The organism is Streptomyces indicus (assembly GCF_900100315.1).
In the GTDB taxonomy this organism is placed as follows: domain Bacteria; phylum Actinomycetota; class Actinomycetes; order Streptomycetales; family Streptomycetaceae; genus Streptomyces; species Streptomyces indicus.
Window position 1 is genome coordinate 304002 of record NZ_FNFF01000004.1, and the last position, 15534, is coordinate 319535.

Genomic DNA, 15534 nt, shown 5'->3' on the forward strand with positions numbered 1-15534 from the left:
GCCGTCCGTAGAGCGTGCGCGGTGGGCTGTCCGGTCCTCGGGTCGTGAGGGTGCGGTCGGGCCCTCCGGTCCGCCGGCCGTGAGGCGCGTGCGGCAGGCCGTCCGGTCCTCGGCCGGGCGGCCTGCCCGTACGATCGTGAACGTGGCGGGTCGAGGGCGTGGGAGAGCGGGCGTTGCGGCACTGGTGCTCGCCGCGCTCGGCGGCTGTGCCGGGCCGCCCGGCGAGCCCGCCGACAGCCGGGCCGTCAAGGACCTCCTCGACCGCAGGGCCGAGGCGGTGATCGCCCGGGACGCCGGCGCCTTCCGCGCCACCGAGGCCGACGGGGACGCCGAGGAGCTCGGCGATCTGGCCCAGGTGCCGCTCGGCTCCTGGACGTACGACCTCGTCCGCCTCGAACCCGCCGGGGACCGGGCTACCGCGACCGTCCGCCTGCACTACCGGATCCGCGGTTACGACCGGGCGCCCGTCACCGCCGACCGCACCGTGAAGCTGGTGAACGAGGACGGCGACTGGCTCGTCGCCTCGGACCGGCCCAAGGACAAGGGCGCCGAACAGCTCTGGGAACAGGGCGAGGTGACGGTCGTGCACGGGGAGCGCAGCCTCGTCCTCGGGGTCGGCCGCGGTGCGGAGAAGCTGCGCGGCTACGCGGAGCTCGCCGACCGGGCCGTGCCCGCGGTGCAGGAGGTCTGGGGGAAGCGCTGGGCGGGCCGGGTCGTGGTGCTCGTACCGGAGTCGCTGGACGACATGGGGGCGCTGCTCGGCGCGCCGGCCTCCGGCTACCAGGGGATCGCCGCCGTGACCACCGGTGAGGCCGGCGGCGGGTCAGGCAAGGCGCCCGCGGACCGGATCATCCTCAACCCCGAGGCGTTCGACGTGCTCGGCGACTTCGGCAAGCAGGTCGTCCTGACCCACGAGACCACCCATGTGGCCACCCGCTCCGCCACCACCCCCGCGACCCCGCTGTGGCTCTCGGAGGGGTTCGCGGACTGGCTCGGCTACCGAGGCTCCGGCCGTACGGCGCCCCAGGCCGCGCCCGAACTCGACCGCGCGCTCGACCGCTCCGAGCTCCCGGTGACGCTGCCCGCGGACGAGGAGTTCGCCTTCTCGGGCTCCGCCTCGCGCCTGGCCCAGGCGTACGAGAGCGGCTGGCTGGCCTGCAAGATGACGGCCGAGCGCTGGGGCGAGCAGAAGCTGCTCGCCTTCTACCGGGCGGTCGGCGCGCACGACCGGCGCGAGGGTGCGGTGGAGGACGCGCTGCACGAGGTGCTCGGCACGACGCTGGAGGCGTTCACGCGGGAGTGGGAGGCGTATGTGCGGCAGGAGTTGAGCTAGCGCCTCCGGGGTGCGGCGGGCTACGAGCGGCCCTCGATGCCGCTGCCCTCCAGTTCCGCGATGGCCTCCGCCAGCCACTTCTTCTCCGCCGTGCCGGTGGCGCGGGCGATGCGCAGCATCCCCCGGCGGAACAGGTCGGGCTCGTCCTCGGCGCGCACCGGCCTGCCGCCCTCGTAGAAGAAACTCGCCGGCGCCGAGAGGAACTCCTGGCGGCGGCGGAGCACCGCGGCCTGCCCGGCGCGGTCCGGCAGCTGGCCCAGGAACGCGAGCAGGGTGAAGAAGCGCTGGCCGTCGGTGATGTCGGCGTCCTTCGGCGAGCGCAGCCGCTCGTGCAGGTCGGCGCGGCCCTCGGGGGTGAGGGAGAGGATGCGGCGCGGGGCGGCTCCCGAGCCCGGTTCGGTGCGCTGGTCGAGCTTGCCCGCCTTCACGAGCCGGGTGATCGCGGGGTAGAGCGCGCCGTCGCTGACCGGGCGGACATGGCCGCTGAGGCCCTGGATGCGGGCCTTCAACTCGTAGCCGTGGAGCGGCTGTTCGCCGAGGAAGCCCAGGATGGTCAGTTCCAGCACGTTGTCTCCCGCAGTCGGCGCGTCCGCTGTCCGCGATCCGTTGCCCGTCGTCCGCAGCGCATGATATCTCTCGTCGAGGTACCTCGAAACGAGGTATCTCGAAGGGTGATGCCTCGAATCGAGGTATCTCGATACGAGGGGGAAGCGTGGGGCGACAACAGCGGCAGGGCGGCGGCGGGGCGGTGCACCGGCGCAGGCTCGTGGTGCTCGCGTATCCCGTCTACTTCGAGCTGCTCGCCTCGGTGGCCGCCGGCATCGTCACGATGATCTGGGTCGCGGGCCTGGGCGGTGCGGCCGTGGCCGCGGTGGCCGTCGCGACCAACGTGGAGAACCTGCTGCTCGGCCTCGCGCTGATCGGCGGGTCCGGTACGACGGTGCTCGTCGCGCACGCGCGCGGCGCGGGTGACACGGCGGCCCGGCGGCGCGCGGTCGCGGGCGGCTGGGCGGTGTGCGCGGTCCTGGCGCCCGTCGTCGCGGTGGGCGGGTTCCTGCTGCGCGAGCCGCTCGCCGCGCTCGTGCTCGGCACGGCGCACGGCCCCGAAGTCGCGCTCGCCGCCTCGTACTTCGCGGTCTCGCTGCCCGGCTCGGCGCTGCTCTTCGCCCAACTCCAGCTGGACGCCGTCCTCAAGGGCGGCGGCGACACGCGGACGCCGATGCGGCTCGCGCTCATGGCCAACGGTCTGATCCTCGTCCTCGACCCGCTGCTCATCCACGCGTACGGCATCACGGGCGCCGCCCTCGCCATGGTGCTCGGACGCGCGGCCGCACTCGGCTGCGGGCTGTGGGTGCTGCGCCGGCACCGGACGGCGGGCGCGCGGGTGCGGGTGGCCCGCGCGGCGCTGCACACCCTGCGCACCGGGCTGCCCATGGGCGCCGACTTCCTGCTGCGGATGGCGGCCACGCTCGCGCTGGTGGGGGTGGTCGGGCGGCTCGGGGTGGCGTCCGTGGCCGCGTACGGGATCGCCACGAAGGCGATGTACGTGGCCACCATGGCCTTCTACGCGGTGCGCCAGGCGGCCGCGATCCATACCGCCGAGCTGCTGGGCGAGCGGGGCGGGGGCGGTGAGCAGGACGGTCGTGGCGGGCTGGGCGGGGGCGGCGAGCGGGGCGTGGTGGGGCGGCAGACGGTGCTCGTGGCCGGGGTGCTCGGGACGCTCGCGGCCGCGGTCCTGTTCGTGGCCGCGCCCGCGGTGCTGGCCGTGTTCGGCGCCGAGGCGGAGACCGCGCGTCAGGGTGCGGTGTTCCTGCGCTGCCTCGGTCCGTATCTGATCCTGCTCGCCTGTTTCATCGCGCTCGGGGGTGTGCTCGAAGGCGGCGGGCACAGCGCAAAGCTGCTGCGGATCACGGTGCTCGGCGCGGCGGTCCAACTCCCGCTCGCCCACGTCCTGTCCGGCGGCCTCGGGCTCTCGGGCGTGGCGCTCGCGATGGGGGCCGCGGCGGCCGTGCAGTGCGGGGCGCTCGCCCTGCTGGTGCGCCGGGTGCGTCAGGCGCCCGCGCCGGCCTTCTCGCGGGCGGCCTGAGCGGGCAGGGCGGGGCGCGGGGCGGGTTCGGGGACCGTCTGGCGCCACAGGCGGCGACCGGCGCTCAGCGCGGCGGCCGCGAGCAGGCCGTTGCGCACGGTCAGGAGCGTGATGCCCCACGGGTCGCTCGCCGCGACATGCGAGAACCAGATCGGGAACTCGAGGAACGAGACCCCCGTGGCCGCGAGGACCAGGACGGCCGGCAGCCGCATCCGCCCCGTGCGGAAGACCAGGCAGACCGCGGCCAGCCCCACCAGCCACAGCAGGTACTGCGGGCTGATCACCCGGCTCGTGACCGTGAACAGGAGCACCGCCGTGAAGGCCGCGTCCGCGGGCGTCGACGGGGCCCAGGCGCGCGCCCGCAGCCGCCACAGGAGCAGCCAGGCGCAGGCCAGGACCGTCAGGACCTGCGCGAGGGCGGTCACGACGGGCACGTACGGGCCGAGGAACTCCACCGAGCCGTAGTTGAGCTGCATACGGCCCGGCCAGCCGAAGTGGCGGGCCACATGGAACGGCAGGGCGCCGAGCGACTCCACCTCCGTGCCGCGGTCGCGCTGGAAGGACAGGAAGGCGAGCGCGCCCGGCATCGTGACCGTGAAGGCCAGCGTCAGGGCGAGGGCGGCCGCGAGCGCGGTGGTCCAGGCGCGGCGGGTGGCGCGGCCCCGCGGCGTGCCGACGAGGAGCAGCGCGGGCCACACCTTGAGCAGGGCGCCGAGTGCGATCAGGGCGCCCTGGACGCGGGGGTGCCGGGCGCCGGCGAGCAGCGCGGCGACGGCGACGGCGGTGACGAAGAGGTCGTAGCGGGCGTACGCGGTCGGCCCGAGCAGCGGGGCACCGGCGACCCAGACCCAGGCGCCCGCGGCCGACTTGCCCGGCCGCCCGGCCGTGTACCGCAGCAGCCCGAGCACCACCGCGTCCGTGAGGAAGGCGAGGACGAAGAACGCCGCGGAGTACGCGAGGAACGGCAGCAGCGCGGGGGAGAGGACGGCGAGGGCGGCGGCCGGCGGGTACTGCCAGGTGACGTCGTCCAGCGGGAACGTTCCGGTGCGCAGGATCTCGTACCAGCTCTGGTAGATCACCTCGACGTCCGCCGTGACGTCCGGGCCCGGGGCCGTGAACGCCTTGAACACCCACAGCAGGAGCAGCGCGCGGGTGGGCAGCCAGACGGCCAGGAGGCGGACGGTCAGGGGGAGTTGCGCGAGAGCGCGGAGCGGGGCGGGTCGCGGTGCGGACGTCATGTGTGCCTTGCCCGGATATGTGCTGAGTGTGAGCCGTCATGATGCCGGTGCGCGCCGGGGTGTGGGGTGAGGCGCGACGGGCGGGCCGGGGTGCGGGGCGAGGCGCGGGCCGGGGTGGGAGGTGAGGTGCGAGCCGGGGTGCGGGGGTGAGGAGCGTCGGCGGGTGGCGCGGGGTGCGGTGGGGAGCGCGGCCTGCGGACGGCTTCGGCTACTGTCGGCGTCGATGCACAAGACCCTGATCGTCACGAACGACTTCCCGCCCCGCCCCGGCGGCATCCAGGCCTTCCTGCACAACATGGCGCTGCGGCTCGACCCCGAGCAGCTCGTCGTCTACGCCTCCACCTGGAAGCGCAGCCGCGAGGGCGTGGAGGCCACGGCCGCCTTCGACGCGGAACAGCCCTTCAAGGTCGTACGCGACCGTACGACGATGCTGCTGCCGACCCCGCGCGTCACCCGCCGGGCCGTCTCGCTGCTCAAGGAGCACGGCTGCACCTCGGTGTGGTTCGGTGCCGCGGCGCCGCTCGGCCTGATGGGCGGCGCGCTGCGCAAGGCGGGCGCGAACCGCCTGGTCGCCACCACGCACGGGCACGAGGCGGGCTGGGCCCAGCTGCCCGCCTCCCGCCAACTCCTGCGCCGGATCGGCGAGTCCACGGACACGATCACGTATCTCGGCGAGTACACGCGCTCGCGGATCGCCGCCGCCCTCACGCCCGAGGCGGCCGCGCGGATGGTCCAACTGCCGCCCGGCGTCGACGAGAAGACCTTCCACCCCGGCTCGGGCGGCGCCGAGGTGCGCGCCCGGCTCGGGCTCAGCGAGCGGCCCGTGGTGGTGTGCGTCTCGCGGCTCGTGCCGCGCAAGGGGCAGGACACGCTGATCGAGGCGATGCCGCTGATCCTCGCGAAGGTGCCGGACGCGGTGCTCCTGATCGTGGGCGGCGGCCCGTACGAGAAGGAGCTGCGCAAGCTGGCCGCCGAGACGGGCGTGGCCGGCTCCGTGCACTTCACGGGGGCGGTGCCGTGGAGTGAACTGCCCGCGCACTACGGGGCGGGCGACGTGTTCGCGATGCCCTGCCGTACGCGCCGCGGCGGCCTGGACGTCGAAGGGCTCGGCATCGTCTACCTGGAGGCCTCGGCGACCGGCCTGCCGGTCGTGGCCGGCGACTCGGGCGGCGCGCCTGACGCGGTGCTCGACGGCGAGACCGGCTGGGTGGTGCGCGGCGGCTCCCCCGAGGAGGCCGCGGACCGCGTCACGACGCTGCTGCTCGACCCCGAACTGCGGGCCCGGATGGGCGAGCGGGGCCGGGAGTGGGTGGAGGAGAAGTGGCGCTGGGACCTGCTCGCGGAGAAGCTGAAGCAACTGCTGTGAGGCATGGGTGAGGGGTCCTGCTCGATGAGCGGGACCCCTTACGCATGTCCGTAGCCGGATCGGCTGCCAGGAGCAGGATCAGCCCCGGTAGATCGCCTCGATCTCGTCGGCGAAGTCCTTCGCCACCACGTTCCGCTTCAGCTTCAGCGAAGGCGTCAGGTGGCCCGACTCCTCCGTGAACTGGCCCGGCAGGACACGGAACTTGCGCACCGACTCGGCCTTCGAGACCGCCGCGTTCCCGTCGTCCACCGCGCGCTGGATCGTGGCGAGCAGCTCCGGGTCCTTGCGCAGATCCGCCGCCGCCACCGAGGCCTTGCCGTGGTCGGCGGCCCAGCGGCCGAGGAACTCCTCGTCCAGGGTGACCAGCGCGCCCACGAACGGACGCCCGTCGCCGACGACCATGCACTCCGCGACAAGGGCGTGCGCCCGGATGCGGTCCTCGATCACGGCGGGTGCCACGTTCTTGCCGCCGGCCGTGACGATGAGCTCCTTCTTGCGGCCCGTGATCGCGAGGTAGCCGTCCTCGTCGAGCGTGCCGATGTCACCGGTGTGGAACCAGCCGTCGGCCAGCGCCTCGGCGGTCGCGCCCTCGTTGTTCCAGTAGCCCGCGAACAAGTGCTCGCCGTGCAGCAGGACTTCACCGTCGTCGGCGATACGGATCACCGAGCCGGGCAGCGGCTGGCCGACCGTGCCGATCTTCTGCCGGTCCCACGGGTTGAAGGCCGTGGCCGCGCAGGACTCTGTGAGCCCGTAACCCTCGAGGACCGTGAAGCCGATGCCGCGGAAGAAGTGGCCGAGGCGCTCGCCCAGCGGGGCGCCACCGGAGATCGCGTACTCGCCGCGGCCGCCGAGCACCGCGCGCAGCTTGCTGTAGACCAGCTTGTCGAAGGTCTTGTGCTTGAGCTTCAGGCCCAGCGACGGGCCGGACGGGGTGTCGAGCGCGCGGCTGTACGCGATCGCCGTGTCCGCGGCCTTGTCGAAGATCTTGCCCTTGCCGTCCGCCTGCGCCTTGGCCCGCGCCGAGTTGTAGACCTTCTCGAAGACGCGCGGGACGCCGAGGATCAACGTCGGGCGGAACGAGGCCAGTTCGTCCGTGAGGTTCTTGATGTCCGGTACGTGGCCCAGCTTGATCGGGGCCATCATCGGCGCGACCTGCACGAGGCGGCCGAAGACGTGCGCCAGCGGCAGGAAGAGCAGGACCGAGCACTCGCCTGTACGGAACAGGGGGCGCAGCCGCTCCACCACGTTGCCGCACTCCGCGAAGAAGCTGCGGTGCGTGAGGACGCAGCCCTTGGGGCGGCCCGTGGTGCCCGAGGTGTAGACGATGGTGGCCGGGTCGTCGGCCTTCGCCACGGCCGAGCGCTCGTCCACGGTCTCGTCCGTGACCTGCTCGCCCTCGGCGCGCAGCCGGTCGAGACCGCCGCCCTCGATCTGCCACACGTCCTTCAGGGCCGGCAGCCGGTCGCGTACGGAGGCCACCGCGTCCGCGTGCGCGTCCAGCTCCACGAAGCAGGCCACCGCGCCCGAGTCGCCGAGGATCCACTGGATCTGCTCGGGCGAGCTGGTCTCGTACACCGGGACCGTGACCGCGCCCGCGCTCCAGATCGCGAAGTCGAGCAGCGTCCACTCGTAGCGCGTACGGGACATCAGACCCACGCGGTCGCCCGGCTGCACGCCCGAGGCGATCAGGCCCTTGGCCGCCGCGCGCACCTCGGCGAGGAAGTCTCTTGCGGTGACGTCCTGCCAACTGCCGCCCACCTTGCGGCCGATGACCGCGACATCCGGGTGCTGGGTGGCATTGCGGTGGACGATGTCGGTCAGATTGCCGTCCGCAGGGACCTCGTACAGGGCCGGAAGGCTGAACTCGCGCAAGACTGCTGCTCCTCATAGGGCGCCGGCGCCACGACGTTGTGTGCTGCGACGGTGCGGTCCAAGATCGGGCAGGTGCTCGGGTGCCTTCTCCTGGGAAGCGGGCACGGGAGCACAACTGGACTGCCCGGACGTTACCCACCGGTACGGGCTCTCCGATAGGGGGTCCGGGCCAGATGTTCGCTGCGTCACATGACGAGGCGTTGCAGTTCGCACTGTAGTCGGCCGCGCGGGCGACTCGGAAGTAACCGCAGGTCCGGTGGGGGTTACGTGGGGGAGCCGTGTGCTCTACCCGCACGGGCGGCCGAGTTCTAGGGTGATCGGCATGCGAGTGCATGTGGTCAGCGACGTACACGGCAACACCGAGGCCCTCGCCCGCGCAGGCGACGGCGCCGACGCGCTCGTCTGCCTCGGTGACCTGGTGTTGTTCCTCGATTACGCGGACCACTCGCGCGGCATCTTCCCCGACCTCTTCGGCCGGGAGAACGCCACGCGCATCGTCGAACTGCGCACCGCGCGCCGCTACGAGGAGGCCCGGGCCTTCGGCGCCTCGCTCTGGGAGGGCTTGGACCGCAACGCGGCCATCGAGGAAGCGGTGCGCCGGCAGTACGCCGAGATGTTCGCCGCGTTCCCGACACCGACGTACGCCACCTACGGCAACGTCGACATCCCCGGCCTGTGGAAGGAGTACGCGGGAGCGGGCACAAAGGTCCTCGACGGCGAGCGCGTCGAGATCGGCGGTCTGGTCTTCGGCTTCGTCGGCGGCGGCCTCAAGTCGCCCATGCGCACGCCGTACGAGATCAGCGACGAGGAGTACGCGGCGAAGATCGAGGCGGTCGGCGAGGTGGACGTGCTGTGCACGCACATCCCGCCGGAGGTCCCCGAGCTCGTGTACGACACCGTGGCCCGGCGCTTCGAGCGCGGCAGCACCGCCCTGCTCGACGCGATACGCCGGACCCGGCCGCGGTACGCCCTGTTCGGCCATGTCCACCAGCCTCTGGTGCGGCGGATGCGGATCGGCGTCACGGAGTGCGTCAACGTCGGGCACTTCGCCGGGTCGGGCACGCCGTGGGCCCTGGAGTGGTGACCTCGCGGAACCTCCGGGCGCGGGGGCCCGTCTCGCAGGCCGAGGGGACGGGAGCCGGGCCGACCCCGGCGCGGTAGCCTTCACGGCGGCGGGTCCACCCCCGCGCACCCCTTGCAATCCGGCCAGCACTGGAGGAGCCACGGCGATGGCGGAACACACCAGCTCGAGCATCACGATCGAGGCGTCGCCCGCCGAGGTCATGGCGGTGATCGCCGACTTCGCCCGCTACCCCGACTGGACCGGCGAGGTGAAGCAGGCCGAGGTCCTGGAGACGGACGCCTCGGGCCGCGCCGAGCAGGTGCGGCTGGTCATGGACGCCGGCGCGATCAAGGACGACCAGGTCCTCGGCTACACGTGGACCGGGGACAACGAGGTCAGCTGGACGCTGGTCAAGTCCCAGATGCTGCGCGCCCTGGACGGCAGCTATGTGCTGCGGCCTGCGGGCAAGGGCACCGAGGTCACGTACAAGCTCACCGTGGACGTGAAGATCCCGATGCTCGGGATGATCAAGCGCAAGGCCGAGAAGGTCATCATCGACCGGGCGCTCGCCGGTCTGAAGAAGCGCGTGGAGTCCGGGCCCAAGTAGCCGCGGCTCGGGGGCTTGCGGGACGGTCCGACGCGGTACGGGGCTTGCGGGGCGAGCCGCCGCGCTTCAGGCGACCCGCCGTGGGTTCAGGCGGCGGGACGGGCTCTCCGCCGTGGTTCAGGCGGCGGGACCGGTGGCTCCGGTATGGGCGGCCAAGATGGTCGGCCGATTTCGGTGCGGGGCAGGCAGTGGCCGTCCGGCACGGGGGCGTCCGGCCTCCGGCCCTCGGACAGGGCTGCGGGAGCGGCGGGTCCGGGACGGAGCGGTGACTGTCTCTCGGGATGGGCCTGCGGGGCTGGTGATTCCGGGTGGCGCCGGCGGCTGTCCCTCGAGGCTGGGCCTGCGGGAGGCGGTCCCCGCAGGGGCCTGTCGGACCAGCAGCTCCGGGACTGGGGCGGTGGACCGGCCAGTTCCGGGATGGACCGGCGGGCCGGACTCTGGGGGCTGGGCCTGCGGGAGCTGGTTCCGGCATGGGGTCTCTGGGACCGGCGGCCCGGGACCGGGCCGGTGGGCCGGCCAGTTGCGGGCCGGAGCGGCGGGCCGGGCTTTCGGGACCGGGGCCTGCGGCACCGGTGACTCCGTCTCCGAGGCAGGCCTGCGGGCCCGGCATTCGGGGGCGGCCTGCGGGCGCGGCATACGGGGCAGAGGCTGCGGGGTCGTACGGGCCCTGACGTACCGTTCACCTCTATGCGCACCCTCTTCGTCACCGGCCCCGGCGGCTCCGGCCGCAGCACCGTGGCCGCGGCCACCGCACAGCAGGCCCGTGCCGCAGGGCTGCGCACGCTGCTCCTCGACGCCGAGCGTCTCGACGCCGCCGGGCACTTCCGGCGCGAGGCGCTCGCGCTGCAGGAACGTGCCGCCACCGCGCTCGACCTCTTCGGCGCCCAGCGCCTGGACGACGACGAGTTGACCCCGCTACCGGGCGCCGACGAGCTCGCCCTGCTCACTGCCGTGCGCGACGCCCACCGGAGCGACGCGTACGACCTCCTCGTGGTCGACCTGCCGCCCACCGCCAAGGCCCTGGCCACCCTCGCCCTGCCCACCCAGCTGCGTCGCTACGTCCGCCGTCTGCTGCCCCCGGAGCGGCAGGCCGCGCGCGCCCTGCGCCCGATGCTGGCCCAGCTCGCGGGCGTGCCGATGCCCGCACAGTGGCTGTACGACGCGGCCGCGCAGTGGGACGCGCATCTCGCCGGGGTGCAGGCCGTGATCGAGAGCGCGGACACCGCCGTACGCCTCGTCGTCGAGCCCGGCCCCGCCGGCGCGGACGCCCTGCGCACCGCCGTGCTCGGACTCGCCCTGCACGGCCTGCGCATCGAGCGCGTCCTCGCCAACCGCGTCCTGCCCCAGGGCTCCGCCGACCCCTGGCTGGCCTCGCTCGCCGCCCAGCAGGACAAGGTGCTCGCCCAGTGGCGCGGCGAGGGCCTGCCGGTGGCCGAGGTGCCGCACCTCGGCCGTGACCCGCGCGGCGCGGAAGACCTCGCCGCGCTCGCGGTCCCCGCCCCGGGCGACGTGCCGCCGCGCGAGGAATGGCCGATAACGGACCGCCTCGCCGAGGACGGGCTCCTGGAGTGGCGGATACCGCTGCCCGGGGCCGTACGCGACGAACTCGACCTGGTCCGGCGCGGGGACGAACTCGTCGTCACCGCCGGGCAGTTCCGCCGGATCGTGCCGCTGCCCTCGGCCCTGCGCCGCTGCACCGTCGCGGGCGCCGGGCTCAAGGACGGCGAACTGGGCATCCGCTTCACGCCCGACCCGGGCCTGTGGCCGCAGGAGCGGCCCACCACCTGAGCGGCACACCCCCTGCCGCGTACCGCTCACACCCCTGATCCCCGTTCCGCCGTTCGGGTACCGTCGAAGGTACGCAGCCGCGCACCGCCGACCCGCCGCAGGAGCCTGCCATGAGCGACACCGAGCGCCCCGCCGACCAGCCGCGAGCGGTCGACGACGACGCGTGGGAGAAGGCCTGCGCCGAGGACCTCGCCGCCGAGCAGGCCCGGCGCCGCGCCCAGTACGGCACGCCGCCCGGTTCGGCCGCAGAGGAACTGCGGCGGCTGGTGGACGCGGTGAGCGAGAAGCTGTCCGGACTGCAGACCCCGATCGCCGGCATGGCCGCCCAGGGCGCCGTCAACCAGCTGATCAACCAGGCGAAGTCCGTGGTGGAACCGGTCATCCAGCGCAACCCCGAGGTCTTCGACCACCTCGCGGCCGCGGGCTCCGAACTGCTCGCCGCCTACCGCTCCGCGGTCCAGGGCCACGAGCGCCGCTGGACGCAGGAGGACCGCAAGGACGAGGGCAAGTCCGGCGGCGACCCCATCGACCTGGACTAGCGGCCCCGTCGGCCTGGACCGGCGACCTCATCGACCTGGACTGGCGACCTCACCGAGCTGGACTAGCGGTCTTATCGACCTGGACCGGCGGTCCCGCCGACTTGGACTGCCGGTCCCAACCCCTGGACTGCGGCGGCCGTCGCGACGGCACCGGCGTCCCCCTCGGTTAGGCTGGGCAGCAGCGGGGCTCGACCGAAAACTGAGGGACACATGGGACTCACCATCGGCGTCGACATCGGCGGCACGAAGATCGCGGCCGGCGTGGTCGACGAGGAAGGCACGATCCTTTCCACCTTCAAGGTGCCGACTCCCAGCACCCCCGAGGCCATCGTGGACGCGATCGCCTCGGCCGTGGAAGGCGCGCGAGCCGGTCACGAGATCGTGGGCGTGGGCATCGGCGCGGCCGGATACGTCAACCGCGAGCGTTCCACGGTGTACTTCGCGCCGAACATCGACTGGCGCCAGGAGCCGCTCAAGGAGAAGGTCGAGGAGCGCGTCGGCCTGCCGGTCGTCGTGGAGAACGACGCGAACGCCGCGGCCTGGGGCGAGTACAAGTTCGGCGCGGGCAAGGGCCATCGCAACGTCATCTGCATCACCCTCGGCACCGGCCTCGGCGGCGGCATCATCATCGGCAACAAGCTGCGCCGCGGACACTTCGGCGTGGCCGCCGAGTTCGGCCACATCCGGATGGTCCCGGACGGCCTGCTGTGCGGCTGCGGCAGCCAGGGCTGCTGGGAGCAGTACGCCTCCGGCAGCGCGCTCGTGCGCTATGCGAAGCAGCGCGCCAACGCCACCCCGGAGAACGCCGAGTTGCTGCTCTCGCTCGGCGACGGCACCCCCGAGGGCATCGAGGGCAAGCACATCTCGATGGCCGCGCGCCAGGGCGACCTGGTGGCCGTGGACTCCTACCGCGAGCTGGCCCGCTGGGCCGGCGCCGGTCTCGCCGACCTGGCCTCGCTGTTCGACCCGTCCGCCTTCATCATCGGCGGCGGCCTCTCGGACGAGGGCGAGCTCGTGCTCGACCCCATCCGCAAGTCGTACAAGCGCTGGCTCGTGGGCGGCAACTGGCGCCCGCAGGCCGAGGTGATCGCGGCCCAGCTCGGCAACAAGGCGGGCCTCGTGGGCGCCGCCGACCTGGCCAGGGAGCCCGCCCCGGTCATGTGAGCCGTATCCGACGACGCCCGCCGTGTTCCGTACAGGACCGGCGGGCGCTGTCATATCGTGGCCCGGTGACCGGACAGGCCTCGCCCATCTCGCTGCCCAACTCCCGTACGGATCCGGACGGTTCGGCCGTCGTCAGGGTGCTCTCGTACAACATCCGCTCGATGCGCGACGACACCGCCGCGCTCGCCCGGGTGATCCGCGCCTGCGACCCCGACCTGGTCCTCATCCAGGAAGCGCCGCGCTTCTTCCGCTGGAACAAGAAGCTCGCCCGCCTCGCCAAGGCCTCCGACCTGGTGATCCTCGCGGGCGGCGCCCCCGCCGCGGGCCCCGCGCTGCTGTGCTCGCTGCGGGCCACGGTCGAGCGCACCGAGGACGTGCTGCTGCCCCTGACGCCCGGCCTGCACCGCCGCGGATTCTCCACCGCGGTCGTACGGTTCGGGCGCGCCCGGCTCGGCGTCCTCAGCTGCCATCTGTCCCTGCAGACCGATGAGCGCTACGACCAGGGCGGCATGCTGCTCGACCGGCTCGCGGGCATGGGCGTGGAGCACACGGTCGCGGGCGGCGACCTCAACGACCGGCCGGACGGCCGCACGTTCAAGCTGCTCGCGGGCGCGCTCCAGGACTGCTGGGCGGTCAAGCCCTGGGGCGGCGAGTACTCCTCGGAGGCCGCCACCCCGCGCCAGCGCATCGACGCGATCTTCGCCTCACGCGGCATCGAAGTCCTGGGCTGCGGTGTCCCGGTGGGGCATGCGGGCATCACGGAGACGGACCTGAGGGCGGCCACGGACCATCTGCCGGTCCTGGCCGCCCTCAGGGTTCCCCCCTCTTCGTAAGGCCTACGGAAGCTGCCTCACCTTGTCGACGACTCCCCACTCCACCGTGTGCGACAGCTGGATGTACGTCTTCGTACCGTCGCGGGAGATCCGCTCGTCGCGGAAGCCCAGGAATTCATAGGTCTTCGCGTCGAAGATGAGGAACCTGCCCTTGAAGCGCTCCGGGAAGGCGATGCCGACGCCGCTGCGGCCGGCGGAGTCCTCGACCCCTTCGACCGTCTCGACGCCCGGGACGAGCGCCAGCCCTTCGTATGCCGCGGCGCGCAGTCCCTCGGGCAGCAGCGGCCACTTCAGGAGTTCGCCGACCATGAAGTAGGCGTGGGCTCGCTCCCCGTCGTCGTAGCTGCTGACCGGCCTCTCGGAAGAGCCCGCGGAGATCAGGGCCGACACGAGCTTCTCCGGGTCGGTGGGCAGCTTCTCCAGCTCGTCCCACTTGCGGGGCGGCCACACACTGCCGCCGTCCCCGCCTTCCCACATCTCCTTGCCGAGCTCCATGCTCAAGGAGCGGCGGGAGCCGTCGACCGAGCTCCACATCTCGTCGGTGTAGCTCCTGACCTTGCCGGTCCTCGTCTCCGTCTCGTTGATGATCCGCTTGGAGTAGACGAACTGGTCGTCGCGCGGCACCGCGGGCCTCTTCCCGTGCCTGCGCTCCCAGTCCGCCGCCCCGTGGAGCACCTCGGCCACGGCTACGTTGGCCACGTTCGGCGAACTGCTCGCGGGCGGCTCGGCCTGCTGTCCTCCGCCGGAGCCGCCGTCCACGGAGACGAGGAGCGTCGTCGCCACCGCCGCCGTCACCACGCCGGTGGCGGCGATCCGCAGGACCGTGCGACGCCCCAACGGGCGTGCCGCACGCGGTTCTTCGTTCATCGCGGCGAACAGTCGCAGCCGCGCACGGTGGCGTGTGTCGTCGTCGAGAGCGGGCTCCTCCCACTCGCGCAGTCGGTCGAGTTCATCGGTCATGGGTGTGTGCCTCTTCATGGGCGTGCCTCCCGGGAAGCCGTCGGATCGGATCCGCCCAGTGCTTCGCGCAGTCTGCTGCGGGCCCGGTGCAGGCGTGACCTGACCGTGCCGACCGGGATCCCCAGGGCCTGGGCCGCCTCCTCGTAGTCGAGGCCGGCCCACGCGATCAGGAGGATCACGTCGCGGTGGCGCGCGGACAGGCCGGCCAGGGCCGCCGCGATCTCGCGGCGCACCCCGTACGCGCCGGCCCGCGCCACCGCGCGGTCGTCCACCGCCTCTTCCAGCTCCACGGGGGCGGGCACGAGGGCGAGCGCCTTGAAGCGGCGTGCCTCCGCGCGCCGGTGCCTGCCGATGAGGTTGGTCGCGATGCCGAACAGCCAGGGCCGGGCGTCCGCCCGCTCCCCGTCGTAGCGGTGCCGCAGCCGGAAAGCGGTGGTGAAGGTCTCCGCCATCACATCCTCCGCGGCTTCGGCACCGAGCCGCCGGGACGCGTAGCGGTGCACGGCGTCGGCATGCCGGTCGAAGAGGAGGGCGAACTGCTCGGGCTCATCCCGGGACCGCTCGATCACGCGGGCGTCGCTGTCCTCGCGGGGTGTCTCCGCGCGGGTGCGGACGCCCGGTACGACGGTCATCGGGGCTCCTTTCGTCAGGTGAACGCCTCGAAGGCTTGGGCTCGTTCACCTGT

General features: G+C 73.2%; 14 protein-coding genes. 9 read left to right on the forward strand and 5 right to left on the reverse strand.

The window, feature by feature from the left end:
* Positions 1–142 precede the first annotated feature (142 nt).
* On the forward strand, positions 143–1333 hold the full coding sequence (locus BLT97_RS13395; RefSeq protein ID WP_093609980.1) for a Cif family virulence factor: 1191 nt from the start codon (positions 143–145) through the stop codon (positions 1331–1333).
* 20 nt (positions 1334–1353) lie between these two features.
* Here the strand turns inward: BLT97_RS13395 and BLT97_RS13400 are convergent, their stop codons facing one another.
* The gene (locus BLT97_RS13400; protein ID WP_093609535.1) at positions 1354–1899 is read right to left on the reverse strand and encodes a PadR family transcriptional regulator; all 546 of its coding nucleotides are present in this window, start codon (positions 1897–1899) and stop codon (positions 1354–1356) included.
* Positions 1900–2045: 146 nt separating this feature from the next.
* Here BLT97_RS13400 and BLT97_RS13405 point away from each other — a divergent pair, with 146 nt between their 5' ends.
* Positions 2046–3419 (forward strand): MATE family efflux transporter, encoded by a 1374-nt coding sequence (locus BLT97_RS13405; RefSeq protein WP_245769307.1) that lies wholly within the window; start codon positions 2046–2048, stop codon positions 3417–3419.
* On the opposite strand, the gene BLT97_RS13410 is transcribed toward BLT97_RS13405, so the two are convergent.
* On the reverse strand, positions 3383–4657 hold the full coding sequence (locus tag BLT97_RS13410) for a glycosyltransferase family 87 protein (RefSeq protein ID WP_093609537.1): 1275 nt from the start codon (positions 4655–4657) through the stop codon (positions 3383–3385). The two genes, BLT97_RS13405 and BLT97_RS13410, sit on opposite strands and share 37 nt — an antisense overlap.
* Positions 4658–4880: 223 nt before the next feature.
* On the opposite strand from BLT97_RS13410, the gene BLT97_RS13415 reads away from it, so the two are divergent.
* Complete coding sequence (locus BLT97_RS13415) at positions 4881–6023, forward strand: glycosyltransferase family 4 protein (protein WP_093609539.1); 1143 nt, start codon at positions 4881–4883, stop codon at positions 6021–6023.
* Between the two features lie 78 nt (positions 6024–6101).
* Here the strand turns inward: BLT97_RS13415 and BLT97_RS13420 are convergent, their stop codons facing one another.
* Entirely contained in the window at positions 6102–7895 is a 1794-nt protein-coding gene (locus BLT97_RS13420) for an AMP-dependent synthetase/ligase (RefSeq protein ID WP_093609541.1), read from the reverse strand.
* Between the two features lie 322 nt (positions 7896–8217).
* On the opposite strand from BLT97_RS13420, the gene BLT97_RS13425 reads away from it, so the two are divergent.
* The 6 genes from BLT97_RS13425 (at position 8218) to BLT97_RS13450 (ending at position 13889) form a co-directional block, all read left to right on the forward strand.
* Positions 8218–8979: a metallophosphoesterase family protein gene (locus BLT97_RS13425; protein WP_093609982.1), complete on the forward strand. Its 762-nt coding sequence runs from the start codon at positions 8218–8220 to the stop codon at positions 8977–8979.
* A gap of 145 nt (positions 8980–9124) precedes the next feature.
* On the forward strand, positions 9125–9565 hold the full coding sequence (locus tag BLT97_RS13430) for an SRPBCC family protein (protein WP_093609543.1): 441 nt from the start codon (positions 9125–9127) through the stop codon (positions 9563–9565).
* A 687-nt stretch (positions 9566–10252) separates the two neighbouring features.
* Entirely contained in the window at positions 10253–11353 is a 1101-nt protein-coding gene (locus BLT97_RS13435) for an ArsA family ATPase (protein ID WP_093609545.1), read from the forward strand.
* Between the two features lie 110 nt (positions 11354–11463).
* Positions 11464–11892 carry a DUF5304 domain-containing protein gene (locus BLT97_RS13440; RefSeq protein ID WP_093609547.1) on the forward strand — a complete coding sequence of 143 codons (429 nt, stop codon included), beginning with the start codon at positions 11464–11466 and terminating at the stop codon, positions 11890–11892.
* A 210-nt stretch (positions 11893–12102) separates the two neighbouring features.
* The gene (locus tag BLT97_RS13445) at positions 12103–13056 is read left to right on the forward strand and encodes an ROK family glucokinase (RefSeq protein ID WP_093609549.1); all 954 of its coding nucleotides are present in this window, start codon (positions 12103–12105) and stop codon (positions 13054–13056) included.
* Positions 13057–13121: 65 nt separating this feature from the next.
* On the forward strand, positions 13122–13889 hold the full coding sequence (locus BLT97_RS13450; protein ID WP_245769308.1) for an endonuclease/exonuclease/phosphatase family protein: 768 nt from the start codon (positions 13122–13124) through the stop codon (positions 13887–13889).
* A 3-nt stretch (positions 13890–13892) separates the two neighbouring features.
* On the opposite strand, the gene BLT97_RS13455 is transcribed toward BLT97_RS13450, so the two are convergent.
* Positions 13893–14867 carry a CU044_5270 family protein gene (locus tag BLT97_RS13455; protein WP_093609551.1) on the reverse strand — a complete coding sequence of 325 codons (975 nt, stop codon included), beginning with the start codon at positions 14865–14867 and terminating at the stop codon, positions 13893–13895.
* Positions 14864–15481 (reverse strand): RNA polymerase sigma factor, encoded by a 618-nt coding sequence (locus BLT97_RS13460; protein WP_093609553.1) that lies wholly within the window; start codon positions 15479–15481, stop codon positions 14864–14866. Before BLT97_RS13460 ends, BLT97_RS13455 begins: the two co-directional genes overlap by 4 nt.
* Between the last annotated feature and the right edge of the window lie 53 nt (positions 15482–15534).

Coding starts and splice junctions, on each gene's coding strand:
- BLT97_RS13460 (WP_093609553.1), bottom strand. CDS start 15,481: ATGACCGTCGTACCGGGCGTCCGCACCCGCGCGGAGACACCCCGCGAG.
- BLT97_RS13435 (WP_093609545.1), top strand. CDS start 10,253: ATGCGCACCCTCTTCGTCACCGGCCCCGGCGGCTCCGGCCGCAGCACC.
- BLT97_RS13415 (WP_093609539.1), top strand. CDS start 4,881: ATGCACAAGACCCTGATCGTCACGAACGACTTCCCGCCCCGCCCCGGC.
- BLT97_RS13430 (WP_093609543.1), top strand. CDS start 9,125: ATGGCGGAACACACCAGCTCGAGCATCACGATCGAGGCGTCGCCCGCC.
- BLT97_RS13455 (WP_093609551.1), bottom strand. CDS start 14,867: ATGAAGAGGCACACACCCATGACCGATGAACTCGACCGACTGCGCGAG.
- BLT97_RS13440 (WP_093609547.1), top strand. CDS start 11,464: ATGAGCGACACCGAGCGCCCCGCCGACCAGCCGCGAGCGGTCGACGAC.
- BLT97_RS13425 (WP_093609982.1), top strand. CDS start 8,218: ATGCGAGTGCATGTGGTCAGCGACGTACACGGCAACACCGAGGCCCTC.
- BLT97_RS13410 (WP_093609537.1), bottom strand. CDS start 4,657: ATGACGTCCGCACCGCGACCCGCCCCGCTCCGCGCTCTCGCGCAACTC.
- BLT97_RS13445 (WP_093609549.1), top strand. CDS start 12,103: ATGGGACTCACCATCGGCGTCGACATCGGCGGCACGAAGATCGCGGCC.